General features: G+C 69.0%; 23 protein-coding genes. 10 read left to right on the top strand and 13 right to left on the bottom strand.

Annotated features, from left to right (window positions below; all coding sequences use genetic code 11):
* Positions 1–10 precede the first annotated feature (10 nt).
* The 3 genes from AC3RCE_RS03130 to AC3RCE_RS03120 are packed head-to-tail and all read left to right on the top strand — an operon-like array spanning position 11 to position 2306.
* Complete coding sequence (locus AC3RCE_RS03130; RefSeq protein WP_492254501.1) at positions 11–1165, top strand: aminopeptidase; 1155 nt, start codon at positions 11–13, stop codon at positions 1163–1165.
* Positions 1166–1176: 11 nt separating this feature from the next.
* Positions 1177–1584, top strand: a complete 408-nt coding sequence (locus AC3RCE_RS03125) for a polyhydroxyalkanoic acid system family protein (protein ID WP_218297266.1) — start codon at positions 1177–1179, stop codon at positions 1582–1584.
* A 17-nt stretch (positions 1585–1601) separates the two neighbouring features.
* Entirely contained in the window at positions 1602–2306 is a 705-nt protein-coding gene (locus AC3RCE_RS03120) for a nitroreductase (RefSeq protein ID WP_218297267.1), read from the top strand.
* Positions 2307–2322: 16 nt separating this feature from the next.
* Here the strand turns inward: AC3RCE_RS03120 and ocd are convergent, their stop codons facing one another.
* The gene (ocd, locus tag AC3RCE_RS03115) at positions 2323–3384 is read right to left on the bottom strand and encodes an ornithine cyclodeaminase (RefSeq protein WP_218297268.1); all 1062 of its coding nucleotides are present in this window, start codon (positions 3382–3384) and stop codon (positions 2323–2325) included.
* Between the two features lie 159 nt (positions 3385–3543).
* Complete coding sequence (locus AC3RCE_RS03110) at positions 3544–4272, bottom strand: IclR family transcriptional regulator (protein WP_218297269.1); 729 nt, start codon at positions 4270–4272, stop codon at positions 3544–3546.
* 159 nt (positions 4273–4431) lie between these two features.
* Between AC3RCE_RS03110 and AC3RCE_RS03105 the strand changes: the two genes are divergently transcribed.
* Together AC3RCE_RS03105 and AC3RCE_RS03100 are read left to right on the top strand one after the other, a co-directional pair.
* Positions 4432–5364: a hydroxymethylglutaryl-CoA lyase gene (locus tag AC3RCE_RS03105; protein WP_492254500.1), complete on the top strand. Its 933-nt coding sequence runs from the start codon at positions 4432–4434 to the stop codon at positions 5362–5364.
* On the top strand, positions 5357–6586 hold the full coding sequence (locus AC3RCE_RS03100; protein WP_218297271.1) for a CaiB/BaiF CoA transferase family protein: 1230 nt from the start codon (positions 5357–5359) through the stop codon (positions 6584–6586). The genes AC3RCE_RS03105 and AC3RCE_RS03100 overlap by 8 nt, the downstream gene beginning before the upstream one ends.
* Positions 6587–6765: 179 nt before the next feature.
* Here AC3RCE_RS03100 and AC3RCE_RS03095 read toward each other — a convergent pair whose 3' ends face one another.
* A complete protein-coding gene (locus tag AC3RCE_RS03095; RefSeq protein ID WP_218297272.1) occupies positions 6766–7020 on the bottom strand; it encodes an acyl-CoA-binding protein in 255 nt (84 codons plus the stop codon).
* A 163-nt stretch (positions 7021–7183) separates the two neighbouring features.
* On the opposite strand from AC3RCE_RS03095, the gene AC3RCE_RS03090 reads away from it, so the two are divergent.
* On the top strand, positions 7184–8818 hold the full coding sequence (locus AC3RCE_RS03090) for a wax ester/triacylglycerol synthase family O-acyltransferase (protein ID WP_492254499.1): 1635 nt from the start codon (positions 7184–7186) through the stop codon (positions 8816–8818).
* Positions 8815–9435, top strand: coding sequence for a DUF922 domain-containing Zn-dependent protease (locus AC3RCE_RS03085; protein WP_492254498.1), 621 nt, complete (start codon positions 8815–8817; stop codon positions 9433–9435). Before AC3RCE_RS03090 ends, AC3RCE_RS03085 begins: the two co-directional genes overlap by 4 nt.
* A gap of 27 nt (positions 9436–9462) precedes the next feature.
* Here the strand turns inward: AC3RCE_RS03085 and AC3RCE_RS03080 are convergent, their stop codons facing one another.
* Entirely contained in the window at positions 9463–10320 is an 858-nt protein-coding gene (locus AC3RCE_RS03080; protein ID WP_218341398.1) for a LysR family transcriptional regulator, read from the bottom strand.
* Positions 10321–10415: 95 nt separating this feature from the next.
* On the opposite strand from AC3RCE_RS03080, the gene AC3RCE_RS03075 reads away from it, so the two are divergent.
* A complete protein-coding gene (locus tag AC3RCE_RS03075; protein WP_218341397.1) occupies positions 10416–10796 on the top strand; it encodes a tautomerase family protein in 381 nt (126 codons plus the stop codon).
* Positions 10797–10909: 113 nt separating this feature from the next.
* On the opposite strand, the gene AC3RCE_RS03070 is transcribed toward AC3RCE_RS03075, so the two are convergent.
* From AC3RCE_RS03070 to AC3RCE_RS03055, 4 genes are all read right to left on the bottom strand, one after another.
* Positions 10910–12547, bottom strand: coding sequence for a tannase/feruloyl esterase family alpha/beta hydrolase (locus AC3RCE_RS03070; protein ID WP_255591698.1), 1638 nt, complete (start codon positions 12545–12547; stop codon positions 10910–10912).
* A gap of 167 nt (positions 12548–12714) precedes the next feature.
* Complete coding sequence (locus AC3RCE_RS03065) at positions 12715–13716, bottom strand: LuxR C-terminal-related transcriptional regulator (protein WP_369641244.1); 1002 nt, start codon at positions 13714–13716, stop codon at positions 12715–12717.
* Between the two features lie 253 nt (positions 13717–13969).
* Complete coding sequence (locus tag AC3RCE_RS03060; protein WP_218341395.1) at positions 13970–15067, bottom strand: M14 family metallopeptidase; 1098 nt, start codon at positions 15065–15067, stop codon at positions 13970–13972.
* 94 nt (positions 15068–15161) lie between these two features.
* Positions 15162–16370: a M20 aminoacylase family protein gene (locus AC3RCE_RS03055; RefSeq protein WP_218297278.1), complete on the bottom strand. Its 1209-nt coding sequence runs from the start codon at positions 16368–16370 to the stop codon at positions 15162–15164.
* Positions 16371–16446: 76 nt separating this feature from the next.
* On the opposite strand from AC3RCE_RS03055, the gene argE reads away from it, so the two are divergent.
* Entirely contained in the window at positions 16447–17619 is a 1173-nt protein-coding gene (gene argE, locus AC3RCE_RS03050) for an acetylornithine deacetylase (RefSeq protein WP_218297279.1), read from the top strand.
* A 147-nt stretch (positions 17620–17766) separates the two neighbouring features.
* On the opposite strand, the gene AC3RCE_RS03045 is transcribed toward argE, so the two are convergent.
* Positions 17767–18915, bottom strand: coding sequence for an ABC transporter substrate-binding protein (locus tag AC3RCE_RS03045; protein WP_492254497.1), 1149 nt, complete (start codon positions 18913–18915; stop codon positions 17767–17769).
* A 152-nt stretch (positions 18916–19067) separates the two neighbouring features.
* Between AC3RCE_RS03045 and AC3RCE_RS03040 the strand changes: the two genes are divergently transcribed.
* Positions 19068–21179 carry a molybdopterin-containing oxidoreductase family protein gene (locus AC3RCE_RS03040; protein ID WP_492254496.1) on the top strand — a complete coding sequence of 704 codons (2112 nt, stop codon included), beginning with the start codon at positions 19068–19070 and terminating at the stop codon, positions 21177–21179.
* A gap of 94 nt (positions 21180–21273) precedes the next feature.
* Here the strand turns inward: AC3RCE_RS03040 and AC3RCE_RS03035 are convergent, their stop codons facing one another.
* From AC3RCE_RS03035 to AC3RCE_RS03020, 4 genes are all read right to left on the bottom strand, one after another.
* Positions 21274–22974 carry an MFS transporter gene (locus tag AC3RCE_RS03035; RefSeq protein WP_492254495.1) on the bottom strand — a complete coding sequence of 567 codons (1701 nt, stop codon included), beginning with the start codon at positions 22972–22974 and terminating at the stop codon, positions 21274–21276.
* Positions 22964–23374 (bottom strand): DoxX family protein, encoded by a 411-nt coding sequence (locus AC3RCE_RS03030; protein ID WP_492254494.1) that lies wholly within the window; start codon positions 23372–23374, stop codon positions 22964–22966. The genes AC3RCE_RS03035 and AC3RCE_RS03030 overlap by 11 nt, the downstream gene beginning before the upstream one ends.
* Positions 23375–23376: 2 nt before the next feature.
* The gene (locus AC3RCE_RS03025) at positions 23377–25278 is read right to left on the bottom strand and encodes an amidohydrolase (RefSeq protein WP_492254493.1); all 1902 of its coding nucleotides are present in this window, start codon (positions 25276–25278) and stop codon (positions 23377–23379) included.
* Between the two features lie 164 nt (positions 25279–25442).
* Positions 25443–26132, bottom strand: coding sequence for a hydrolase (locus AC3RCE_RS03020; protein ID WP_492254492.1), 690 nt, complete (start codon positions 26130–26132; stop codon positions 25443–25445).
* Positions 26133–26209 lie beyond the last annotated feature (77 nt).

Genomic DNA, 26209 nt, shown 5'->3' with positions numbered 1-26209 from the left:
AACTGCCCCCATGCGCCAGTTTCTCCCCTGCCTGCGGGCCATGTCCGCCCCGTTGCTTTGCCTTGCACTGTCCGGGTGTGCCAGCACGACCGGTTCGCTGGGCTACTACTGGCAGTCCATGGTGGGGCACCTGGAACTCATGCAGTCGGCCGAGCCCATCGACCGCTGGGTGGCACGCACCGACATCGCGCCCGCGCTGCGCGAGCGCCTGCAGCTGGCGCAGCGCGCCCGGGCCTTCGCCGTGGCCGAGCTGGGCCTGCCCGACAACGCAAGCTACCGCCGCTACGCCGACCTGAAACGCCCCGCCGCCGTGTGGAACGTGGTGGCCGCGCCGCCGCACGCGCTCACGCTGCACACCTGGTGCTTTCCGGTCACGGGCTGCATCGGCTACCGCGGCTACTTCGCCCAGGCCGACGCCCAGGCCGAGGCCGACCAGCTCGCCGCGCAGGGGCTGGAGGTGGAGGTGTACGGCGTGCCCGCGTACTCCACGCTGGGCTACATGAACTGGGCGGGGGGCGACCCGCTGCTTTCCACCTTCATCTCCTGGCCCGAGGGCGACTTCGTGCGCCTGCTGTTCCACGAACTGGCGCACCAGGTGGTGTATGCCGAAGGGGACACGCTGTTCAACGAGTCCTTTGCCACGGCGGTCGAACGCATTGGCGTGGCGCGGTGGCTGGCCACCCATTCCACCCCCCAGGCGCGCGAGGCCTACGCCACCAGCGAGGCGCGGCGCGGCGCGTTCCGCGCGCTCACGCGCGCCACGCGCGAGCGGCTGGCCGCCATCTATGCACAAAAAGATGCCCTGGCGCTGGAGGATCAAGCGCTGAATGCTATTAAAAATGAAGCAATGCAGGCATTCCGCGGGCGCTACGCCCAACTGCGCGCGCAGTGGCTGGGCACGGCTTCGGGCACCCAGCCTTCGGTCACCACGGCCCAGGTGGCGGGCTACGACCGCTGGGTGGCCAAGGCCAACAACGCGAGCTTTGCCGCCCAGGCGGCCTACGACGAACTCGTGCCCGCGTTCGAGGCCCTGTTCGAACAGCAGGGCCGCGACTGGCCCCGGTTTTATGATGCAGTACGGCAGCTGGCGCAGCAGCCCCAGCCGCAGCGCCGCGAGGCCTTGCGTGCCCTGCTGCCCGCGCAGCCCCCACAAAAATCCTCTTAAGGAGACACCCTGTGCCTGACATCCACATCCATCGCGAACACCACCTGGGCCTGAAAGAGGCCCGCAAGATCGCCTTCTCCTGGGCCGAGAAGGCCGAGGAAAAATTCGACATGGAATGTGTCTATGAAGAGGGCGACACAGAAGACACGCTCACCTTCACGCGCTCGGGCGTCAAGGGCACGCTGCTCGTGGACGCGCGGCAGTTCGAGATGAAGGCCCAGCTGGGTTTTCTGTTCGGCGCGTTCAAGGACCGCATCGAGGCCGAAATTGGCGAACAGCTCGATGCCCTGCTCAATGCGCCCCACCCCGGCACCAAGAAGCCCGCCGCCGACAAGAAGAAACACGCGGCAGAGGCGGGTGCCGGCAAGCCGGGTACCAAGGCGGCGGCCAAACCTGCGGCCAAGGCCAAGAAGGCGTAGCCGCCAGGGCCCGGACCATGACATCCACCGCCACCGGCACCGCCGCCCACAGCCCGGCGTTCGACACCCTGTCCGCGCTGCTTCACACCCGCTACAGCTGCCGCGCCTTTCTGCCCGAACCCCTGCCGCGCACCACCATGCAAGCCATCCTGGCCACCGCGCAACGCACGGCCTCGTGGTGCAACGCGCAGCCCTGGCAGCTCACCATTGCCAGCGGCGCCACGCTCGAGCGCCTGCGCGGCGCACTGCAGTCGCACATGGCCGCGGCAGCCCCTGCGCCCGACCTGCCCTGGCCCCGCGAATACCGGGGCGTGTACCAGGAGCGGCGGCGTGAATGCGGCTGGGGCCTGTACGAGGCCCTGGGCATCGCCAAGGGCGACCGCGAGGCCTCGGCGCAACAGGCGGCGCAGAACTTCACGATGTTCGGCGCGCCGCATGTGGCCATCGTCAGCAGCGACGAGGCGCTGGGCGTCTATGGCGCGGTGGACTGCGGCGCGTACGTGTCAAGCTTCATGCTGGCCGCGCACAGCCTGGGCGTGGGCTCCATCGCGCAGGCCGCGCTGGCCTCGTACCCCGGCGTGCTGCGCGAGGTGCTGGGCATCGGCGCGGACCGCACCATCGTCTGCGGCATCTCGTTCGGCCTGGCCGACCCCGCGCACCCCGCCAACCACTTTCGCACCACGCGGGCAGACCCTGCCGACAGCGTGGTGTGGCACGACTGACGGGGCGGGCACGTCCTCAGGCCGCCGCGCGCAGCAAGGGGCCGCGCGCGTGCAGCACGCCAAACAGGTTCTTGGGGTCGGACAGTTCGGGGATGAGTTCGATGGGCTGGCCCACCCCCAGTTCGGCTGCGGCATGGCGCATGAACCGCAGCGCGGAAAAATCCTCCAGCGCGAAGCCCACCGAGTCGAACACGGTCACCTGCGCATCGCTGCCGCGGCCCGGCAGGCGGCCCGCCAGCACCTCCCACAACTCGGTCACCGCGAAGTCGGACGGCAGTTGCTGGATATCGCCCTCGATGCGCGTCTGCGGCGCATATTCGACGAACACCTGCGCCTGGCGCAACACGTCGGCATGCAGCTCCGTCTTGCCGGGGCAGTCGCCGCCCACCGCATTGATGTGCATGCCGGGCGCCAGCATGTCCGGCGTGAGGATGGTGGCGTTGGTCTTGTCGGCCGTCACCGTGGTCACGATGTCGGCGCCGCGCACGGCCTCGGCCGCGCTGGCGCAGGCCACGGTGCGCAGGCCGCCGCCCTGCAGGTTGGCCTGCAGCTTGGCGGTGGCGGCCGGGTCGGTGTCGAACAACCGCAGCGTGTCGACGCCCAGCAGGTGGTGGAACGCCAGCGCCTGGAACTCGCTTTGCGCACCGTTGCCGATGAGCGCCATGGTGCGCGCGCCAGGGCGTGCCAGGGCACGTGCGGCCACCGCCGACATGGCGGCCGTGCGCAGCGCCGTGGTGAGCGTGAGCTCGCTCAGCAGCAGGGGCGCCCCCGTGGCCACGTCGGCCAGCACGCCGAACGCCATCACGGTCGACAGGCCCAGCCGGGTGTTGCGCGGGTGGCCGTTGACGTACTTGAAGGCATACGTCTCCCCGTCGGCGATGGGCATGAGCTCGATCACGCCGTCCCGCGAATGGCTGGCCACGCGCGCCGACTTGTCGAACGCCTGCCAGCGCAGGAAATCGGCATGGATGTTGTCGGCGATGCCGCGCAGGCAGGCCTCGATGCCCTTGCGGCGCACCAGGTCGATGACATCGGGCGCGCTGAGGTACAGGGTGGTGAAGGTGTTCTGGGAACGCATGGTGCTTGTCTCCGTAAGGGATGGGACAAGTTTCCCGGAGCGCCGCAGCAATGTGAATCGCCAGAACTGCCGCATATTGCAGGCCGGGTTGGCGAAACGGCAGCGCAAACTGCCCTTCTGCCCAATCCCGCGCACCACCTCTGTCTCAGCCTCTTCTGGCTACACCTGCCCGTTCAGGCGGCGTGCCGCCTCCAGCACCGGCTTCACGTAGCGCTCGTCATAGCGGTGCGCGGGCATGGTCAGCGTGACCGCCGCCGCCAGGCTGCCATCGGCATGGAACACCGGTGCCGAGATTCCGGCGACCTCGTCGAGCCGGTCGCCCACGCTGGCGGCATAGCCATCGGCCCGGATGCGCGCATGCAGCGCGCGGTCCCGCGCGCCCGGCACGCGCCCGGGCGCCGGATCGAACGCCACCAGCACCCGCCCGCCCGTGCCGCGCTCGAGCGGCAGCAGATCGCCCGCGCGGATGTGGTCGCGCACGGGGTGTGGCGAATCCACCCGGAACTGGCACAGGCGCACGTCCCCCTGGCGCACGTGGTAGGCCGCGCTTTCGCCCGTGGCGGCCACCAGATCGCGCAGCACCGGCAGCACCACCCGGTCGAGGGAGAACGCGGCGGCGTACAGCGCATACAGCCGCGCCACCTCGGGGCCCAGGGCGTAGCGACCGTCCGCGAGCCGCTGCACCCATCGTGCATGCTCCAGCGATGCGAGCAGGCGCAGCGCCGTGCTCTTGTGCAGCTGCGTGCGCGCGGCCAGTTCCGCGAGCGGCAGGGCACCGTCGCCCTGCCGGAACGCACCCAGCAGCGTGAGCGCGCGGTCCACGGCCGCCACGCCGCCCGGTGCGGCATCGGCATCGGCCAGGGATTCATGGGCGGATTTGCGGGGCATGCGGGCGCGGGGTGGAAACAGGACGCAGGGGCGGGGGCTTGACGCGAAAGCGCAAACCGTCAATCATTTCAATAGAAAGAACTTCGTTCCATCTATTAGAACGACAACCCTCCGCAGCGTCAAGCCCCGGCGCTCGGCCAGCCCCGCAGGAATCCGCCCATGCCCGTCCCCGACATCCTCATCAGCGAAGTAGGCCCGCGCGACGGCCTGCAGTCCGTGAAGGCCACCATGCCCACGGGTGACAAGCTGCGCTGGATCGACGCGCTCGTGGCGGCGGGCCTGCGCGAAATTGAAGTCGGCTCCTTCGTGCCCGCGCGCCTGCTGCCCCAGATGGCCGATGTGGCCGAGGTGGTGCGCCACGCGCTCACCCACCCCGGCATCACCGTGATGGCCCTGGTACCCAACCTGCGCGGCGCCGAGGCCGCGCTGGCCAGCGGCGTGCACAAGATCACGCTGCCCGTGTCGGCCAGCGCGGCGCATTCACTGGCCAACGTGCGCAAGAGCCCGGAGGCCATGGTGGACGAGCTGCACGCCATCACCCGCCTGCGCGCCGAGACCGCGCCACAGGTGCTGGTGGAAGTGGGCATTTCCACCGCGTTCGGCTGCACGCTGCAGGGCGAGGTGCCCGAGGACGACGTGATCCGCCTGGCCGCCAGTTGCGTGGCGGCGGGCGTGGACGAGGTTGGCCTGTCGGACACCACCGGCATGGCCAACCCCGCGCAGGTGCGGCGCCTGTTCACGCGGCTGCGCAGCGAGATCGGCCCGCACGCGGGCGCGGCCCACATGCACAACACGCGCGGCCTGGGCCTGGCCAACTGCCTGGCCGCATACGACGTGGGCGTGCGCACCTTCGACGCATCGCTGGGCGGCCTGGGCGGCTGCCCCTATGCGCCCGGAGCCTCCGGCAACGTGGTCACCGAAGACCTGGTGTTCATGTTCGAGGCCATGGGTCTGTCCACGGGTGTGGACCTGCACAAGCTCTTCGCGGCCCGCGTGCCGCTGCAGGCGGGGCTGCCCGGCGAACCGGTCTACGGGATGACGCCCGAAGCGGGCCTGCCCAAGGGCTGGACCCAGGAGACACCACATGCCTGAAAACAACGAGAGCGCCCCAGGCGGCGGCCGGACCGCCCTGCCCTACACCGGCATCCGCGTGGTGGAGTTCACCCACATGGTCATGGGCCCCACCTGCGGCCTGGTGCTGGCCGACCTGGGGGCCGAGGTCATCAAGGTCGAGCCCATCGGCCATGGCCGCGAGGGCGATGCCACGCGCAAGCTGCGCGGGTCGGGGGCGGGCTTCTTCCCGCTGTTCAACCGCAACAAGAAGAGCCTGGCGCTGGACCTGGAAACCCCCGAGGGCAAGGAGGCCGTGCTGCGCCTGATCGCGACGGCCGACATCGTGAGCGAGAACTTCAAGCCCGGCACCATGCAGAAGCTGGGACTGGACTACGCGAGCCTGAAGGCCCTGAACCCGCGCCTCATCTACGTGAGCCACAAGGGCTTTCTGCCCGGCCCGTACGACCACCGCACCGCCCTGGATGAAGTGGTGCAGATGATGGGCGGCCTGGCCTACATGACCGGCCGGCCCGGCGACCCGCTGCGCGCGGGCACCAGCGTGAACGACATCATGGGCGGCATGTTCGGCGCGATCGGCGCCATGGCCGCGCTGGCCCAGCGTGAAAAGACCGGGCGCGGCCAGGAGGTGCAGAGCGCGCTGTTCGAGAACAACGTGTTCCTCGTCGCGCAGCACATCATGCAGTTCGCCGTCACCGGCCAGCCTGCGGCCCCCATGCCCGCGCGCATCTCGGCCTGGGCGATCTACGACGTGTTCCAGGTGAAGGACGGCGAGCAGATCTTCCTGGCCGTGGTGAGCGATGGCGCCTGGGCGGTGTTCTGCGATGCCTTCGGCTTTGCCGACCTGAAGGCCGACCCGCGCCTGGCCAGCAACAACGACCGCGTGCGCGAACGCGCCTGGATGATGCCGCTGCTGCGCGAGCGGCTCGCGCCCTACAGCGCCGCGCACCTGGCCGACGTGTTCGAGCGCCACGCCCTGCCCTTTGCGCCCATCACGCGGCCAGAGGACCTGCTCACCGACCCGCACCTGAACGCCACCGGCGCCCTCGCCCCCATGACCCTGCCCGACGGCCGCGCCACCCAGACGGTGCTGCTGCCGCTGGCCATGGACGGCCAGCGCCCCGGCGTGCGCCTCTCGCCGCCCCGGGTGGGTGAGCACAATGCGGAGCTGCTGGCCGAGCTGGGTTACGACGCTATAAAAATTGAAGCACTTGGCGCTTACCCAGCAAGCGGTAGCGCCTGATTTTTCTCTGGTTGCTGAGGACCTGCCAAAAAACAAGCGGCCGAGGCCGCTTGTTTTTGACTCCGCCAGCCCGCCCACCAAGGGGCAGGGCCCAGACCAGTGTCACCGTGGAACCGGCTTTGCCGGGCCACCGGTGGCGTGTCCCCCCTGAGGGGGAAGGCGCGCAGCGCCTCAGGGGGCTACTGGAGTGACGTGATCAGGTCGACATATTGCTGCTTGGCGGCATCCGCTTCAGTGCCCTTGAGCTTTTCCCACGCGTCCCATTTGGCACGGCCCACCATGTCGGAGAAGCTGGGCTTCTTCTCGGTGTTGTCGCCCGCGGTGGCCTGCTTGTACAGCGCGTAGATCTTGAGCAGCGTGGCGTTGTCTGGGCGCTCGCTGAGGTTCTTGGAATTGGCTACGGCGGCTTCGAAGGTGGCGTTCAGGTCGGCCATGTCGGTTGCTCCTTGGATGGAAAACGAAAGAAGGGGAAGGGGGAGGGAAAGAACGGTGTCGGCAAGGGTTTGCTGCGTTGTATCTTACGGGCTGCGCACCGCGCCAAGCGGTGCCATCCATAGAGGCAAGCCCCCAAAAACAACCACAACAGGTGTACATCTGATGGTGACCCGCATCCCAGCCCCCCGCGCCCCGGCCACCGAAGGCGCCGCCAGCCCCCTGCGCAAGGTGCGCGCCCAGGCCCCCGACGTGGCCCGCCGCGCGGCCCAGGCCCTTCCGCCCGCCGCGCGCAAGGCCGCCGGCGTGGTGCAAAAGAACGTGCGCCGTGCCGCCACCGGCATGCTGGGCCTCTCGGGCGAACGCATGAGCAAGGTCGACACGGCCTGGCTGCGCATGGACTCGGCCAGCAACCTGATGATGATCAACGGCGTGTGGACGCTCTCTCCCGGCATCGGCTGGGACGCGCTGTGCGAGCGCGTGCAGCAGCGCCTGCTGCAGTACCCGCGCTTTCGCCAGCGCGTGGTGGAGGACGCGGCCGGGGCCACCTGGGTGGAAGACCGCCAGTTCGACATCGCCGTCCATGTGCTGCGCGAGACGCTGCCCCGCACCCCCGGGCAAAGCATGCAGCGCGCCCTGCAGGACCGCGTGGGCGAGCTGGCCATGCAGCCGCTGGACGCGCGCCGCCCGCTGTGGCAGATGCACCTGATCGAGGACTTCGTGGGCGACGACGGCCAGCCCGGCAGCGCCCTCGTGGTGCGCATCCACCACTGCATCGCGGACGGCATCGCGCTGATCTCGGTGACCATGTCGCTGGTCGATGGCGGTGCCGAGCCCCCCAGGCGCAAGTCCCGTGCGGACAAGGAGGCCGCCACGGCGGAGGACTGGATCGCCGACACGCTCATCAAGCCTTTCACCGGCATGACCGTGAAAGCGCTCGATATGGCCGGCGACAGCGCGGCCAGGTCGCTGCAGATGCTGGGCGACCCCGAGAAGGCGATGCAGAACGGCCTGTCGGGCACCCTGGACATGGCGCGCGTGGCCTACCAGCTGGTGAGCGACGCGGCCGCCCTGGCGCTGATGCCCGACGATTCACCCACGCGCCTGAAGGGCCAGCCCGGCCAGGCCAAGCGCGTGGCGTGGTGCCCGCCCATCCCGCTGGAGGAGGTCAAGGCCATCGGCAAGGCGCTCAACTGCTCGATCAACGACGTGCTGCTGTCCTGCGTGGCCGGCGCCATCGGCGGCTACCTGCGCAGCCAGGGCGACGACCCCACGGGGCAGGAGATCCGCGCCATGATCCCCGTGAACCTGCGCCCCATGGAAGAGGCCTGGAAGCTGGGAAACCGCTTCGGCCTGGTGCCACTGGTGCTGCCCATCGGCATGGCCAACCCGGTGGAGCGCGTGTACGAGGTGCGCAAGCGCATGAATGCGCTCAAGGGCAGCACCCAGCCCATCCTCGCGTTCGCGATGCTCGCCGTGGCGGGCCTGATGATCAAGCCCGCGCAGGACGCGCTGCTCAACCTGTTCGGCCGCAAGACCACGGCGGTCATGACCAATGTGCCGGGGCCCAAGGAGCAGCTCACGCTGTGCGGCGCGCGCGTCACGCAGTGCATGTTCTGGGTGCCGCAGTCGGGGGACATCGGCCTGGGGGTTTCCATCCTGAGCTATGGCGGCGGCGTGCAGTTCGGCGTGATCACCGACACCACGCTGTGCCCCGAGCCGCAGCGCATCATCGACGCGTTCGCGCCCGAGTTCGACCAGCTCTCGCTGCTCACGCTGATGCTGCCCTGGGGCGAATGAAGCGGCACCCTGTGACGCTGCGCGGCCTGGCGGCCCTGGCACGGCGGCCGCGGATGAAGGCCGCCGCACTGCTGGCGGCGCTGTGGGCCGCTGTGCCCCTGGCGCAGGCCGCCGTGCGCGAGGAGCATGCCGAGCGCCCGTACGCCGTGCATGCGGAGCCTGGCGACACGCTGCGCCAGGCGCTGAACGCGGCCACGCCCATCGTCACGGACGGCCAGCGCTTTCACGGCCACACCCGCTGGAGCGTGCGCTGGACCTTCCGCTGGGGGCGCGAGGCCTCGTCGGGCGAATGCCGCATCACCGAGGTCACCACACGGCTGCGCACCGAGGTGCAGCTGCCCGAGCTTCGGCGCGCCACGCCGGCGCAGCGGGCGCTGTTCGACCGCTACCTGCCGGCCCTGTCACGCCACGAGCAAGGCCATGTGCAGTTCGGGCGCGACGCCGCCCGCGCCATCGACCAGGGCATTGCGCAGCTGCCCGCCGCGCCGGACTGCGCCACGCTGGAGCGCCAGGCCAACGCGCTGGGCCACCGCCTGCTGCGCGAACACGCCGAGCGCGAGAAGCAATACGACCACGACACGCGCCACGGCGCATCGCAAGGCGCCAGGCTGGAGTGAGCGGATCATCGCCCGCCCTCGGCCAGGCTAGCCCCGCACCGCGCTGCGGAAAGCCGCGGACAGCGCCGCCAGGGCGTCGCGCGGGCGGCCGTCCCTGATGCGGGTGTGCAGCAGCACGGGCAGGCGGGGCAGTGCGGGCAGCGCAAGGCGCGTGCCGACGTCCACCGCGCCCAGGGGCAGCATGCGCGGGGCCAGCGCCGCCACCCCCAGCCCGGCCATCACGGCCGCGGCCACCGCCGCCACGCCGCCGCCCACAAACACCTCGGCCCAGGCCATGCCGGCGGCATCCAGCGACCGCCCCGCCATCGCGCGCACGCCACAGGGCTCGGCCAGCGTGGCCAGGGGAAGGGGTTCGCCCGCGCGGTGCTGCCAGCCGGGGGCCGCGAGCCAGCCGAACTGCTCTTCGGCCAGCAGCTCGCCGTCGCTGCGGCCCACGTGCATGCGGGCCAGCACCGCATCCAGCTCGCGCCGGTCGTAGGCTTGCAGCAGGTCGCCGGACGAGCCGATGCGGATCTCGATCAGGAGCTGCGGGTCCTGCGCGTTCATGCGGGCGATCAGCGCGGGCAGCTCGGGCCCGGCCACGTGGTCGCTGATGCCGATGGTCAGGCGCTGGCGCGCCTGGGCGAACGTGGCGAGCGCGCGGTCGTGCACGGCCAGGAGTTCACGGGCGTGTTCCAGAAAGGCGGCGCCCCGCGCGGACAGCTGCACATGCCGGGGCGTGCGCTCGATGAGCCGGCAGCCCAGGCGGGCCTCCAGCCGCTGGAGCTTGAGGCTCATCGCGGCCTGCGCCGTGCCCATGGCCTCGGCGGCGCGCGTGAAGCTGCCCAGCTCGGCAATGCGCACGAAGGCCTCGACGGCATCCAGATCCAGGGATCGCTCAACCATTTGAATTTGATATTTCTGAAATAGATATCCATAGCATATTCATATGGATAGCATTTCGCCAGCTTCTTCTTTTGTTGTTCAAAAAGGATCTTGCGATGCCCCTCATCCACATTGCCATGCGCGCCGGAAAGCCCGCGGCCTACCGCCAGGCGATCTTCGACACGCTGTACCGCGCCCTGCGCGAAACCTTCAACGTGCCCGAGGACGACCAGTTCATGACCATCACCGAGCACGAGGCCGCGAACTTCCGCTACAGCCCCACCTACCTGGGCGTGGTGCGCAGCGACGACGTGGTGTTCATCCAGATCACCGCCAACAACACGCGCACTCTGGAGCAGAAGAAGGCGCTGTTTGCACGCATCGCGCAGCTGCTCGGGGAAAGCCCGGGCCTCAGGCCCGAGGATGTGTTCGTGAACATCGTGGAGGTCGCCAAGGAGAACTGGTCCTTCGGGCATGGCCTGGCGCAGTACGCGTAGCCATCCCTTCCACGGCGCTGCGTGCCGTGGGCGGCGGTGAAGGCGGGTCGGCACGGCACCTGCGAACCAGCCGCCGGGCGGGGTGAACGGGCCGCCATGGCGGCCCGCCGCGTTCAGGACGCCGAGCAGGTAAAGCTCTCGGCCTTGGCGGGGTCGCCCATGCCGTTGTAGCGCGGGAACTTGGGGTACTCGCACACCGGGCGCTGGGCCACGGGCGTGGTGGTGCCGGGTGCGAATTGGGTGGCCACCAGCTTGTCGGGCGCCGTGCCCTTTTCCACCCAGGCGTCCATGGCGGCGAGCAGGTCGATGGAGCGCGGCTCGGTGCCCGCGCCATCCAGGTCATGCCCGTTGGAGGGCGAGGTGACCATGCGCGCGAAGCCCTGCACCTTGCTCGCGCCCAGGCGCTGCTTCACCGAGTCGAAGTAGTCCGCCGTGCGGTACACCGACACGCACGTGTCGCCCAGGCCATACCAGATCAGCAGCTTGCCGCCGTTGTCGGCAAAGGCGGAGATGTCCGGGTCGGTGCCGTCGATCATCTCGGCCAGCCGCAGATATTTCGCCTGGTACTGGGTCGGGTCGTGCGTCAGGATGCTGGCGTTGGGGTTGCCCTCCACCAGGCGCGCGGCTTCCGTCACGGCCATGTGGTTGAACGAGTCGGGGTTCTCAAAACTGGTACCGAACATGTACGACTGCCAGTCCGAGGTGGACGCCCCGCCCCGGCCGTAGCGCGGATAGCCCACGGCACCGCGCGACAGGGTCACGGGCGTCTTGTGGTCGCTGTAGATGAGGCGGATGGATTCGATCTGCCCGGCCGTCAGGCAGCTGTCGTTGTCGGCGCCCTGGCACAGCAGGTCGGTGGGCACGTAGTTGCATGCCTCGACGTTGCCGATGATGCCGTCCTTCAGGCCATCGAGACCATCACACGCGGCCGCCTCGGCCTTGGCATACAGCGCGATCTTGGCCGGGCTCATCCAGTTCTCGCGGCTCTTGAAGATGTGGCGCAGCACCGTGGGGCCCAGGTTGACCTGGTGCGCCTGCTGGCTGATGGCGGGCTCCATGGCCACCACGCCGTCGTAGTCCTTGGGGTACTTCTGCGTGGAGATCAGACCCGAGCGCCCGCCGTTGGAGTGGCCCATGTGGTAGCGCCGCACGGGGCGCTTGCCGTAGAACTCCGTGGCGATGGTGGTGCCAATCTCCAGCACGAAGTGGTTGGCATCGAACGCATGGTTGCGCAACGCCACATCGCTGTTGCCCCAGGCAAAGCCGCGCACCTGGTGGCCAGAGTCGGAACTGATCTTCACATAGGGATTGGCCGATGGACCCACGAGCTGCTGGTACCACGGGTCATCGGTCGGAATGAACCCGTCGAACCCACCGCCGCCAATCGTCAGCGTCTTGCCGTTCCACTGCGCCAGCGTGGGCAGCTCCACCGCCCAGTTGATCGTCGACTCGGGCGAGGACACGATCTGGCCGCGCACGATGCAGGCGTCCGGCAGCGTGCCCTCGGCCTTGCGCAACTCGGTGCGCGTGACCTTGGCGCCATGGGGCAAGGCGGTGGAGGTGTAGGCGGCGCAGGCCTCGGCCAGGGGCCTGCTGGCCAGGGGCGCGGGGGCATCGCCACCGCCGCCGCAGGCCGTCAGCGCCACGGCGGCAAGGGCAGTCAGGGTGCAGGCGGCCCACCGCCCCGGGGGGGCACGGTGGTGGACGCGGCGATGGGGTGCCACGCCGGCAAGGAATGGAATCGGGAACATGCGGGAGTCTCCAGTGATGGTGGTTTTCAGGAGCCCAGGCACTGGCAGCAGCAGCAGGACGGCCGCCACCGCAGCCCTTGTGGCTCCGGTGGGGACGATAGGAAAAGAAGGCTCCCTTGCAGCCCCTGCAAATGCAGAGGGCCCGGGAAACTACCGAGCAGGCCTGGCTACCCGTTGCGCAGCGCCGCCACCAGCGCCAGCTTGTTGTTCACCCCCAGCACGGCGTAGGCGGTGCGCAGGTAGGTGCGCACGGTGGCGGGGGTGAGCCCCAGGGTGGCGGCGATGTCCTTGTGGGAACGCCCCTGGGCGTAGAGCATGGCGGCGCTCAGCTCGCGCGGGGCCAGTGGGGACTTCTGGTGGCGCGATGCCATGCTGACAGCCACCAGCGGACCGCAGGGTTCGAGCCGCAAGCGGCAGGACTTGCCCACCAACAGGCTGCAGGGAGCACGTGGCAGGGCCTGCAGAACCTCCAGCGGCACGCGGGTTCCCGTCCAGCCGGGGCACGCCTCGCCCAGCGCCATGCTGATGCGCAGGCCCGCAAACAGCAGCTCTCCCGAGGGCTCCGCCAGCGCAAAACTGTCCCAGGGACGGCTGGCGGACTCGCTCTGCAGCCGCTGCAGCACGTGGTGCCAGTGCTGCAGCAGATGCACCACAAATTCGCCAAACAACACGGTCTCTTCGTCGGTGAATTCCGAACGCGCCTGCGGGCGGTACACCGAGACAAAAAACATCAGTCCGCTGTGGGGCAGCTCGGCGGTGAGCGCCATGCAGTGGTACAGGCCATGGCGCTGGCTGAACGCCACCACCTCGGGGTGTTCCACGATATCGCCCACCACATCGCGCTCGCGGATCACCACGCCCAGCCGGGTCATGGACTGGCGCGCGAACTCGTCCACCGCGGACAGTTCGTTCCATTCCTGCGCAAAGCTCTGGCTCAGGCCGATGCTGCCATGCAGCCAGTTGCGCGGACCGGTGTGCACATCGCCGGCCGACACCTCGCCCCACCAGGCCGCGTCGAAGGGGACCAGCTCCCGCAGCGTCTGCAAGGCCTGGTGCAGCATGTCCTGCGGCGGCGCTTGCTGCGCCCCCCGCGCCAGCGCGAGCAGGCTGCGGCTGAGCGCCCGCAAGGCATCGGCGGGGCCGCGCCCGCCCGTTGCGGAAGGGGGCATGCTCATCGGCATACCGCCGGGGCGTCTTGCGCTGCGCGAAGCGCGTCGTCTGCGTGGGCCATGGCGCCAGTCTCCTGTTTTTTCAGGCGATGGTAGCGGCCACGCACGGGCCGCCACCCCAAGCCCCACCCGAGGCGGCGGCAGGTGCGTGCGCAGCCCGCTACGCGGCTGCAGCCCGCGCCGGCGCAAATGCTATCATTTTTATAGCTTTCTGCGCTTATTCACAAAGCGCCAGCGACCAATTCCATTCCATTCAGCGTGCCAGCCCATCCACCGCCTGGAACATCGACTGCCGCGCCTGGCTGATGATCTGGCCCTTCCATTCATCGGTGTCGGTGTAGAACGCCGCCAGCATCTGCGCCTTGATCTGCGCGGCCTTGTCGGCGGGGGTGCCGGGGTGCAGGTTGAGCCACTGCTCGGCGCGAATCGCGTTCATCACATCGAGCACGGGTACGGTACCGTATTCCATGGCGATGCCGGTGTACTCGGCATGCGGGCATTCGTCGTAGATCGAGGTCCACATGAGGCCGGTGAGGAAGGCCGAGGTGGACGAGCCGTCATAGATGGAGGTGACCGGCGTGGCGCCGCCGCCATCCCACCAGGCGCGTGCGCGCGCCACGGCCACATCGTCGTCGTTGCCGGCGTAGATGCGCTCGCCATGGCCGCTGGGGCCCAGGCCCGTGTGCAGGTCGATCCACGCGATGTGCGACGCGCCCGCGCCATGCTGGCGCAGCACCTGGCGCAGCGTGCGGTTGCTCCAGGTGGGCTCAGTGCCGCCAAAGAACAGGCCTTGCGGAAACTCGTGCTGGCCGCGCGATATGGCGGCCTGCCAGGCCGCCTCGCCCTTGGTGTCGATGTACTGCTGCACGGCGGCGGCATTCTCGGGCAACGGGGGCCACGCCTCGGGCAGCAGCAGCGGCTGGACTTCGCGGTAGGCCTCGTTCACGGGCAGGGGCTTTGAAAAGTCCTGGAAGTTGCGGTTCAGGTCCACGTTCTCGTGGGTGAAGCGGCGCACGTGCGAAAAACCGTAGGGGTTGAGCGCGTGGATGTAGAGCGTGGCCACGCCGGCCGCGCGCGCCTTGTCGCGCCACTCCTGGTCGTGCAGCGCAAACACCTGCACGCCACTGCCGCAGTAGCCTTCCACGCCGTGGCAGGCGCTGCTCACGATGAGCAGCCTGGTCGCATCGGCCGGGCCGTCGCGCACCACGTCCATGGCCAGGTCTTCGCCATCGCGCCCTTTGAGCGGGTGGGCGTGCGATTCGATGGGCAGGCCCGCAGCGGCCGCGGCCTCCAGAAATTTCTTGCGGGCCTGGGCGTAGCTGGGCGAAAAGGCGCGGGCGATGCCGATCATGGGCGGTGGCTTTCGTGGGTGGGTTGGGAACAAGAGAAAAGAAAGCCCGGGCACCCAGGGGGCCCGGGGCGTCAGGACAGCCAAGAAGCCGGCGTCAGGCCGCCGTTGGCTGCGCCAGCCACTCCTCGGCCAGCTTGACCCAGTAGGTGGCGCCCAGTGGGATCAGGTCGTCGTTGAAGTCGTAGCTCGGGTTGTGCAGCGTGCAGGGCCCGCCGCCATGGCCCATCTCGCGGTGCGCGCCGTCGCCATTGGCGATGAAGCAGTAGGCACCGGGCTTGGCCTGCAGCATGAAGGCGAAGTCTTCCGCGCCCATGGTGGGCTCCTGCACCAGCACATTGGCCTCGCCCACGATGCCGGCCATCACCTTGCGCGCAAAGTCGGCCTCGGCCGGCGAGTTCACGGTGGGCGGGTAGTTGCGGTGGAAGTGGAATTCGCAGGTGGCGTCGTGCGCGGCGCAGGTGTGCTCGGCGACCTGCTTCATGCGCTTTTCGATCAGGTCCAGCACCTCGATGGAGAACGTGCGCACCGTGCCCTGCAGCTCGCAGCTGTCGGGCACCACGTTGGTGGCCTCGCCCGCGTGCACCATCGTCACCGAGATCACGCCCGCGTCCACGGGCTTCTTGTTGCGGCTGATGATGGTCTGGAAGGCCTGCACCATCTGGCAGGCGATCGGCACCGGGTCGATGCCGTTGTGCGGCAGCGCCGCATGGCTGCCCTTGCCGCGGATGGTGATCTTGAACTCATTGCTGGACGCCATCACCGGGCCGGGGCTCACCGCGAACTGGCCCACGGGCATGCCAGGCCAGTTGTGCATGCCGTACACGGCCTGCATGGGGAACTGCTCGAACAGGCCGTCGGTGATCATCTCGCGCGCACCGCCGCCGCCCTCTTCGGCCGGCTGGAAGATCAGGTACACGGTGCCGTCGAAATTGCGGTGCCTGGCGAAATGCTGCGCCGCGGCCAGCAGCATGGCCACATGGCCGTCATGGCCGCAGGCGTGCATCTTGCCCTGGTGCTTGCTGGCGTGGGCAAAGGTGTTGAACTCCTGCATGGGCAGGGCGTCCATGTCGGCGCGCAGGCCGATGGCCCGTCCGCTGGCGCCGCCGTCGCGGCCCTTGACGATGCCGACCACGCCCGTGGTGCCCAGGCCCCGGTGGATGGGAATGCCCCATTCGGTGAGCTTTTGCGCCACCACATCGGCGGTGCGCACCTCTTCGAAGCACAGCTCGGGATGCGCGTGAATGTCCCGGCGCACGGCGGCAATACTGGCCGCCTGCGTGACGATGGAATCAATAACGTTCATGATATGTATCCTTACGATCTCACAGTCTAGCCCGCTGGCCTGCCCTGCGCCACCCGGGGTTTATTTGCACTGCAACATGAAGCTCTCGCCACACGCCCTCGAACTCGCGCAAACCCTGGTGCGCATGAACACCGTCAGCCACAACTCCAACCTGGAGCTGATCCATTTCATCCGCGACCACCTCGCCCGGCTGGGCGTGAAAAGCCGGCTGACCTTCAACGAGGACAAGACCAAGGCCAACCTGTTCGCCACCCTGGGCGAAGGCAAGCCGGCCGGCGTGATCCTTTCGGGCCACACGGACACCGTGCCGTGGGATGGGCAGGAATGGACGATGGACCCGCTGAGCGCGCGCGTCCTGGACGGCCCCGAGGGGCCGAGCCTGTATGGCCGGGGCAGCGCCGACATGAAGGCCTTCATCGGCATCGCCGTGTCGCAGGCCGAGCAGTTCCTCCACAGCAACGCGCCCTTCGCCGTGCACCTGGCCTTCAGCTATGAGGAAGAGATCGGCTGCTTCGGCGTCAAGGAACTGATCGCCGACCTGCGCGAAGCGAACATCAAGCCGCTGGCCTGCATCGTGGGCGAACCCACCAGCATGGTGCCCGCCATCGCCCACAAGGGCGTGTACCGCTACAAGTGCTGCGTGCGCGGCAAGGAGGCGCACTCGTCGCTCACGCCCCATTCGGTCAACGCCATCGAGATGGCGGCCCGCGTGGTCGGCCGCCTGCGCGACATGGGCGAGGGTTTCGAGCGCGAGGAGCCCCGCTTCGAGGGCTTCGACGTGCCGTTCTCGACCACCAGCGTGGGCCAGTTCCACGGCGGCATCGCCGACAACGTGGTGCCGCGCGATGCCGAGTTCCGCTATGAATTCCGCGACCTGCCCACGGCCAACGCCGCGCAGATGCAGTCCGAGGTGGTGGCGTATGCGAAATCTCTGGAGCCGCGCATGAAGCAGGTGGCGCCGGCGGCCGGCTTCTCGTTCGAAACCATCTGTGAGATCCCGAGCTTCCTGGGCAGCAAGGACGACCCGGTGACGCGCCTGGCGCAGACCCTGTCGGGCGAGAAGAGCACCACCCTCGTCGCCTTCGGCACCGAGGCCGGCCTGTTCAAGAACGCCGGCATCTCCACCGTGGTCTGCGGCCCCGGCAGCATCCGCCAGGCGCACCAGCCGGACGAGTATGTGAGCCTGGAACAGCTGGCGCGCTGCGAGGCGTTCATGCAGGGGCTGGCGCGCACCACCTCGATCGACTAGCCAAGTCCTGCAAAGCCTCTGGCCAACGCAATCCCCACGCGGGCTGCAACTGGCGCCCCCCAGACCAGTGCCACCGTGGAACTGGCTCCGCCAGGCCACGGGTGGCGTCCCCCTCTGGGGGAAGACGCGAAGCGGCTCAGGGGGATATCAAGTCCTCACGCGTCCGTCCCCCGTCAGCATCGACATCTCGACAAACTTCGACGCCGCGTGGCTGGTGGCGCTGAACGACACCGGAAACCCCGAGATCACCTGGTTGCCGATCGCCTCGGTGCCGGCGATGAAGCTCTCGCGCGTGAGCTTGCCACCGCCTTGCGCCTGCCGCAGGCCCTCGGTGAAGATGCGGGCGGCCAGGTAGCCTTCCATGCTGGAATAGTTGGGCTGCACCTTGTCGCCCCCCTTCTTGATGGCCTCCAGGAACTCGCGCGTGATCTGGCGCGAGGGCTGGTAGGGCGAGGGCACGACCTGCGAGACCACCACGCCCGCGCCGTCCTTGCCCAGCTCATCGGCCAGGGCCTGCGTGCCCACGAAAGACACGTTGTAGAACGTGCCGCCGTACCCCGCCTTGCGCGCCGCGCGCACGAAGGCCGCGCTGCCCGCATAGGCGGCGATCTGCACCACGGCGTCGGGCTGGGCGGACACCAGCTTGTCCACGGCGGCCTTCACATCGGTGGAATTGCGCTCCACCGTGGCCGTGGCCACCGCCGCGAGCTTGAGCTCGGCCAGGGCCCGGTTCACGCCGTCGAGCCCGGCCTTGCCGTAGGCGTCGTTCTGGTAGAACACGGCGATCTTCTTGAGCCCGAGGTTGGTGAGCTGGCGCACGATGAGCGCGGTTTCGTCGTAGTAGGACGCGCGCACATGGAAGATGAGCCGGTTGAATGGCTGGCGCAGCGCCTCGGCCCCGGTGAAGGGGCCGAAGAACGGCACCTTCTCCCGGGTGAACAGGGGCAGCGCGGCCAGGCTGGTGGGGGTGCCGATGTAGCCGAACAGGGCGAACACCTCGTCGGCGATGAGTTTCCTGGTGTTTTCGGCGCAGCGGTCGGGCTCGTAGCCATCGTCCATGGTGCGGATCTCCACCATGCGCCGGCCCACGCCGCCCTGGGCATTGAGCTGGTCGAAAAAGAGCTTGGCCCCCAGGTTGAACTGCACGCCCAGCTGCGCCGCCGGGCCGGTGAAGGCAGCCGACTGGCCCAGCACGATGCGGCCTTCGCCCTGGGCACCCGCCCTCTGGAAGCCCCCCAGCGCGGCCGCACCCAGGCCGATGGAAAACTGTCTGCGCCCCAATGCCATTTGCTTCATGGTGAAATCCCTCTTCCTGTCAACACAACGAGGCTGACCCCTCGATGCTGCCGGTGAGCAGCCTGCTGGGGAAGCGATGCGCAATTTGATAGATGTTGGTTAGATATGCACGCCGTTTCCAACCCTCTGGCAGTTTAACGACCACCCCACATATGTCCACGCCTTCCGCCACCATTTCTCCGCCAGCTGTCCCCGTCCAGGTGCGTGGCGCCTGCCCGCACGATTGCCCCGACACCTGCGCCCTGATCACCACCGTGGACGACAACGGCGTGGCCACCCGCGTGCAGGGCAATCCCGACCACCGCCACACCGACGGCGCGCTGTGCGCCAAGGTGAGCAAGTACACCGAGCGCAGCTACCACCCCGAGCGCGTGCTCACTCCGCTCAAGCGCACGGGCCCCAAGGGCAGCGGCCAGTTCGCGCCTGTCAGCTGGGACGAAGCCCTGGACGACATCGCCCATCGCCTGCAGTCCATCGCCGCGCGCGACCCCGAGGCCGTGCTGCCCTACAGCTACGCCGGCACCATGGGCATGGTGCAGGGCGAGAGCATGGACCGCCGCTTCTTCCACAAGCTCGGTGCATCGCTGCTCGACCGCACCATCTGCGCATCCGCCGGGGCCGAAGCGCTGACGCAGACCCTGGGCGGCAAGGTGGGCATGAAAGTGGAGTTCTTCGCCGAATCGCAGCTCATCCTGATCTGGGGCAGCAACTCCATCGGCAGCAACCTGCATTTCTGGCGCTACGCGCAGCAGGCCAAGAGGAATGGCGCCCGGCTGGTGTGCATCGACCCGCGCAAGAGCGAGACAGCCGACAAGTGCCACGAGCACATCGCCCTGCGCCCGGGCACCGATGCCGCGCTGGCCCTGGCGCTGATGCACGAGCTGATCGCCCACGACTGGCTGGACCACGACTACATCGCGCGCCACACGCTGGGCTGGGACCCGCTGCGCGAGCGCGCCCTGCAGTGGCCGCCCGAGCGCGCCGCCGAGATCTGCGGCATTCCGGTCGAGCAGATCCGCCAGCTGGCCCGGGACTACGGCACCACGAAGCCCGCCGCCATCCGCCTGAACTACGGCATGCAGCGCGTGCGCGGCGGCGGCAACGCGGTGCGCGCCGTGGCCTGCCTGCCCGCCCTCACCGGCGCCTGGCGCCACCGCGCGGGCGGCGTGCTGCTGTCCAGCTCCGGCCAGTTCCCGGCGCAGCGCGCGGTGCTGCAGCGGCCCGACCTGATGCCCCAGGCGGCCTCAGGGCGCGTGCCCCGCACCATCAACATGACGACCATCGGCGACGACCTGCTGCGCGAGGCATCGCCCGCCTTCGGCCCGAAGGTCGAGGCCGTGGTGGTCTACAACAGCAACCCCGTGGCCGTGGCCCCGGACTCGGGCAAGGTAGTGCGCGGGTTTGCGCGCGAAGACCTTTTCACCGTGGTGCTGGAGCACTTCAAGACCGACACCGCCGACTACGCGGACTACATCCTGCCTGCCACCACGCAGCTCGAACACTGGGACGTGCACCTGTCCTACGGCCACACCGACGTGGTGCTCAACCGCCCCGCCATCCAGCCCTTGGGCGAGGCCCGCAGCAACGCCCAGATCTTCCGCGACCTGGCCGCGCGCATGGGCTTTGCCGAGCCCTGCTTTGCCGACACCGACGAGGCGCTGTGCCGCCAGGCGTTTGGGGATGCCGTGGACTACGCGCTGCTCGAATCCCAGGGCTTTGCCACCGTGGCCATCCCGGATGCACTGTTCGCCGAAGGCAACTTTCCGTCACCGTCGGGCAAGTGCGAGTTCTACAGCGCCCGCCTGGCCGCCCAGGGCCTGGACGGCCTGCCCGACCACCTGCCCAATTACGAGCTGCAGGGCACCGACGCACGCTACCCCCTGGCGATGATCTCGCCGCCCGCGCGCAACTTCCTGAACTCCACCTTCGTGAACGTGACGAGCCTGCGCAACATCGAAGGCCGCCCGATCCTGGAGATCCACCCCGACGACGCCGAAGCCCGCGGCATAGCCAACGACGCCGTGGTGCGCGTGTTCAACGACCGCGGCAGCTACCAGTGCCACGCCACCGTCTCGCGCCGCGCCCGCCCCGGCGTGGTCAACGGCCTGGGCATCTGGTGGCGCAAGCTGGGGCTTGACGGCACCAACGTGAACGAGGTCACCAGCCAGGCCCTCACGGACCTGGGCCGCGCGCCGACGTTTTATGACTGCTTGGTGGAGGTAGAAGCGAGCACGGTGGAAACGCCGACGCTGGCATTTGCCTGATCGCACTCATCTGTGCAACTGAGTTGATATCAATTTGATAGCATTCAGCGCATACTCCAATAGCGCCACAGGCTATTTGTACTAAAAATCCTCCTCAGTGTGCGTGCGAAGCGTTCGATGACGGGGCTGGGCCCTCTTCACCCACGCCCCCCGGCGTTAGTGCCAGAAAGTGGTGCACCACCGGCCGCTCCGGCCCCTGGTGAAACCGCAGCGCCTCCGCCTGCAGGTCCGCGTCCGCCTTGGACACGCGGTGGTGCTGGCGCAGGTGCTCGGCCCAGGATTCGACCAGGAACCATTCGATGACCCGGCCCGGCTCGCCGGTGTGTTCGGCCACGCCCCAGGCGTAGGCACCGTCGCGGCGGCGCTCCTGGGACAAGCGCTGCATGGCCTGCAGGAAGGCGGGCAGGTCGGGCTTGGCGATGCGGTATTCGATCTGCACCATCACCGGGCCCCGGTCGTGCGCGACGGGCTCGGCCAGCAGGGGCTCGGGCCAGTGGTTGGAGGGCTGCAGGTCGGCCTCGCCGGTGGGCAGCTTCACGCGGTGAAAGATGAGCGATGCCACCACCAGCCCGGCCGCGCCCATCAGCAGCGTGACCGGCAAGCCGGCCTGCCCCGCGATGAGGCCCCAGCCCAGGCTGCCGGCGGCCATCGCGCCGTTGAAGACCATGAGGTAGATGGCCAGGCCGCGGCCGCGCACCCAGTTGGGCAGCACGGCCTGGGCCACGCCGTTGAGGGTGGTCAGCGCGATGATCCAGCCCAGGCCCAGCACCAGCATCAGCGCCACGGCGGCCCACTGGGGCGGGGCCACGGTCAGCACGCCCATGACGGCAGCCGTGAGCAGCGAGGCCAGCAGCACCAGGCCATCGGTGTCCAGCCGCTGGCGCAAGCGGGGCAGCAGCACGGCGCCCAGGATGGCGCCCGCGCCCACGGCGCCCAGCATCACGCCGTAGAAACCGGCCGTGCCGCCCAGCATGCGGCGCGCCACTAGCGGAAGCAGCGCCCAGACGGAGCTGGCGAACAGGAAGAACACGGCCGCGCGCAGCAGCACCACGTGCAGCTCGCGGCTGGCGCGGGCGTAGCGCACGCCGGCGCGGAAGGCGCCGAAGAACTGCTCGTTCAGGCCTGAGGCCTCGGCCTTGGGGCGCTTCCACCACAGCAGCGCGACGATCACGAACACATAGCTCAGCACGTCCAGGCCGTAGGCCATGGCCGCGCCGAAGCTGGCCAGCAGCAGGCCGCCCGCCGCCGGGCCGATGGCGCGTGCAATGTTGATGCCCAGCGAGTTGAGCGCCACGGCGCTCTTGAGTTCGCTGCGCGGCACCAGCTCGGGCACGATGGACTGCCAGGTGGGGCCCATGAGCGCGGCACCGATGCCGCCCACGAAGGTCAGCGCCACCAGCCACTCCACCGTCAGCGTGTGGGTGTTGGCCAGGATGAGCAGCGTACCGCTGACGGCGGCCAGCAGCACCTGCACGCCGATGAGGAAGCGGCGTCGGTCCAGGATGTCCGACAGCACACCCGCGGGAATGGCGAGCAGAAAGACCGGCAGCGTGGCGGCGGTCTGGATCAGCGCGACCGCGGTGGGGCTGGACGAGAGCTCGGTCACCATCCAGGCGCTGGCGACGTCGCGCATGAAGCTGCCGATGTTGCCCAGCACGGTGGCGGCCCAGAGCACCGCGAAGACGGGGATGGCCAGGGGAGCGAAGCTGCCGGATGCCGCGGGCGCTGTGGATGCCGCGGGCGCTGCAGCAGCGGGGGTATGGTGGTGGTGATGATCGTGTGGGTTATCCGGCATGGTGGCCTCCGAGGTCGTGCCAGGCGACGAGCAGCATGCCGCCCACCAGGCCCCAGTGTTCAAAAAATGCGTTGGCGCTGCGCTGCCGATCGGCGGGCGGTGCAGCCCAGAAGCGGTCCGCCAGCAAAGCGGCGAGCACGGTGAAGCCCGCCAGGGCCAGCGCCCCGAGCCAGCGGTACCAGCCCGAAAGGATGAGCGCCGAGGCCGAGAGCTGCAGCACCAGCGTGGCGGCCGCGATGGGCGCGGCGGGCGCCAGGCCGAGCGAGCGCACTTCGGCCACGGCGCCGGCAAAGTTGCGGGCCTTGCCGATGCCGCCCTGCAGGTAGGCGGCGCACAGGCACAGCAGCGCCAGCGTCTGCACCCAGGGCGCGGTGGCGGCCGATTGCAATGCGTGCTGCACCGTCACACCGCCCAGCAGGCACAGCCCAGGGCGCCCCAGAAGCCCTTGAGGTCGGACACCGGCAGCTTGCTGCTCCAGGCCGTGGCGTGGGCATGGCCGTGCAGGTTGCAGTTGCTGGCGCAACCGCAGTTCGCGGCAGCGTTGCGCAGCACGGCCTGCAGCGGCGCGCCGTCCGGCCCTCCCTGGGCGCCCCAGGCGCCGTAGCCGCCGAAGGTGCGCACGGGTGACCAGTCAGGCATGGCGGGCGGCGGGGCCGCGTCGTCGAAGCGCGCGAAGTCGCCCGCGCCATAGACCACCTTGCCGCCCACCACGGTGAGCAGGGCGGTCGTGTCGGCGATGTCGGACTCGGGGCAGGCAAAGAAGTCGCGGTCGGGCACGACGAGGTCGGCCAGCTGGCCCGCTTCGATGCGGCCCTTCTTGCCCTGCTCGTTGCTGAACCAGGTGACGTTCTCGGTCCACATGCGCAGGGCCTGGTCGCGGGTGAGGCAGTTGCGCTGCGGCGTGAGCTGCAGGCCGCCCACCGTCTTGCCGGTGACGAGCCAGGACAGCGACACCCAGGGGTTGTAGCTGGCCACGCGGGTGGCGTCGGTGCCGGCGGACACGTTGACGCCCTTCTCCAGCATGCGCTTGACCGGGGGCGTGGCCTCGGCCGCGGCAGCGCCGTAGCGCTCGACGAAGTACTCGCCCTGGTAGGCCATGCGGTGCTGGACGGCCACGCCGCCGCCCAGGGCGGCGATGCGGTCGATGGACTTTTCCGAAATGGTTTCGGCGTGGTCGAAGAACCAGTTCAGGCCGGCCAGCGGCGTGTCCTGGTTGACCTTTTCGAACACGTTGAGCGCGCGCTCGATGGTCTCGTCATACGTGGCGTGCATGCGCCAGGGCCAGCGGTTCTGCGCGAGGATGCGCACCACCTCTTCCAGCTCGCCTTCCATGCCGGGCGCGAGCTCGGGCTGGGGCTGGCGGAAGTCCTCGAAGTCGGCGGCGGAGAACACCAGCATCTCGCCCGCGCCGTTGTGGCGAAAGTAGTCCGTGCCCTGCTTGTACTGCGAGGTGGCCGTCCAGTTCAGGAAGTCTTCCTTCTCGTGCTGGGGCTTTTGCGTGAACAGGTTGTAGGCCAGGCGGATGGTGAGCTGGTCGGCATCGGCCAGCTCCTGGATCACGTCGTAGTCATCCGGGTAGTTCTGCATGCCGCCGCCCGCGTCGATGGCGCCGGTCACGCCCAGGCGGTTGAGCTCGCGCATGAAGTGGCGCGTGGAGTTGACCTGGTAGTCGTGCGGCAGCTTGGGGCCCTTGGCGAGCGTGGCGTACAGGATGGCCGCATTGGGCTTGGCCAGCAGCAGGCCCGTGGGGTTGCCCGCGCTGTCGCGCACGATCTCGCCGCCGGGCGGCGCGGGCGTGTCCTTGCCGTAGCCCACGGCGCGCAGCGCGGCGCCGTTGAGCAGCGCGCGGTCGTACAGGTGCAGGATGAACACGGGCGTGTCCGGCGCCACGGCGTTCAGCTCGGCGAGCGTGGGCAGGCGCTTTTCCGCAAACTGGTGTTCGGTGAAGCCGCCCACCACGCGCACCCACTGCGGCGCGGGCGTCACCGCCACCTGGGCTTTGAGCATGGCCATGGCGTCGGCCAGGCTGCGCACCCCGTCCCACCGCAGCTCCATGTTGAAGTTGAGGCCGCCGCGGATGATGTGCAGGTGGTTGTCGATGAGCCCCGGCAGCACGCTGCGCCCGCCCAGGTCGATGACCCGCGTGCCTGCACCGGCCAGCGCCATCACCTCGCGGTCGTCACCCACCTTGGTGAAGCGCCCTTGCGCAATGGCGACCGCACTGGCCACGGGGTTGGCGCGGTCCAGCGTGGTGAAGCGCCCGTTGCGCAGGATGAGGTCGGGGGTTTGGGCGGGTTGTGTCATGGTCTTCTGGCTTCGAAATTTCAGCGATGGCAGAGCGCAAAAAAAGGGTGCAGTGGCCGTAGCGAGCGGCCCAAGCCTGCATCGAGGACCGCAGCCGTACAAGCGTACGGCGAGAACCGCAGGTGCGGGATCGGGTCGCGCAGTAGGCCAATGCACCCTTTTTTTTAGGATTCTTGGGCGTTGAACATGGTCTTGGCGTAGGTGATGCCCAGGCCATAGCCCCCGCCGAACTTCCTGGCGATACCCGTCGTCATGTCGTACGTCTCGCCCCGCGCCCAGTCGCGCTGCAGCTCCAGCAGGTACTGCAGGGCCGTGATGGGCCGCGCGCCGGCCTGCACCATGCGCTCCATGGCGCGGTTGTGGGCTTCGGCCGAGATGTCGCCGCTGGCGTCGGCGATCACATACACCTCGAAGCCCTGGTCCAAGGCCGACAACGCCGGGCCGACGATGCACACGCTGGTCCACAGGCCGGCCAGCACGATGCGGGGCTTGCCGATGGCGTTGACCCGGGCGATCACGGCCTCGTCTTCCCAGGTGTTCATGGAGGTGCGGTCCAGCAGCGCCTGGCCGGGGAACGGTGCGGTCACTTCCTCGAACATGGGGCCGCTGAAGCTCTTTTCGGCCACGGTGGTGAGGATGGTGTCCACGCCAAACCCGGCGGCTGCGCTGGCCACCAGGCCGGCGTTGGAGCGCAGCGTGATCGCATCGATGGAGTGCGTGGCAAAGGCCATCTGCGACTGGAAGTCGATCATGACCAGGGTGTGGTCGTCGGCGTTCAGCAGCGTGGCGCCGGGCTTGGCGTAGGCGACGGGGCGGGCGTTGGCGCTGGCAGTCGTGGTGTGGGCGTGGGTCATGGTGAGCTCCCTGGAAATTGAAGATGAAGTACGTGAAGAAGAACAAACAAAAAAACGAGTCAAGGCAATGCGGCGGG

The sequence above is a fragment of the Acidovorax sp. GW823-FHT05D11 genome (genome assembly GCF_058795695.1).
The sequence above is the reverse complement of the archived record's forward strand: the minus strand, read 5'-3'. Positions and strand labels throughout refer to the sequence as shown.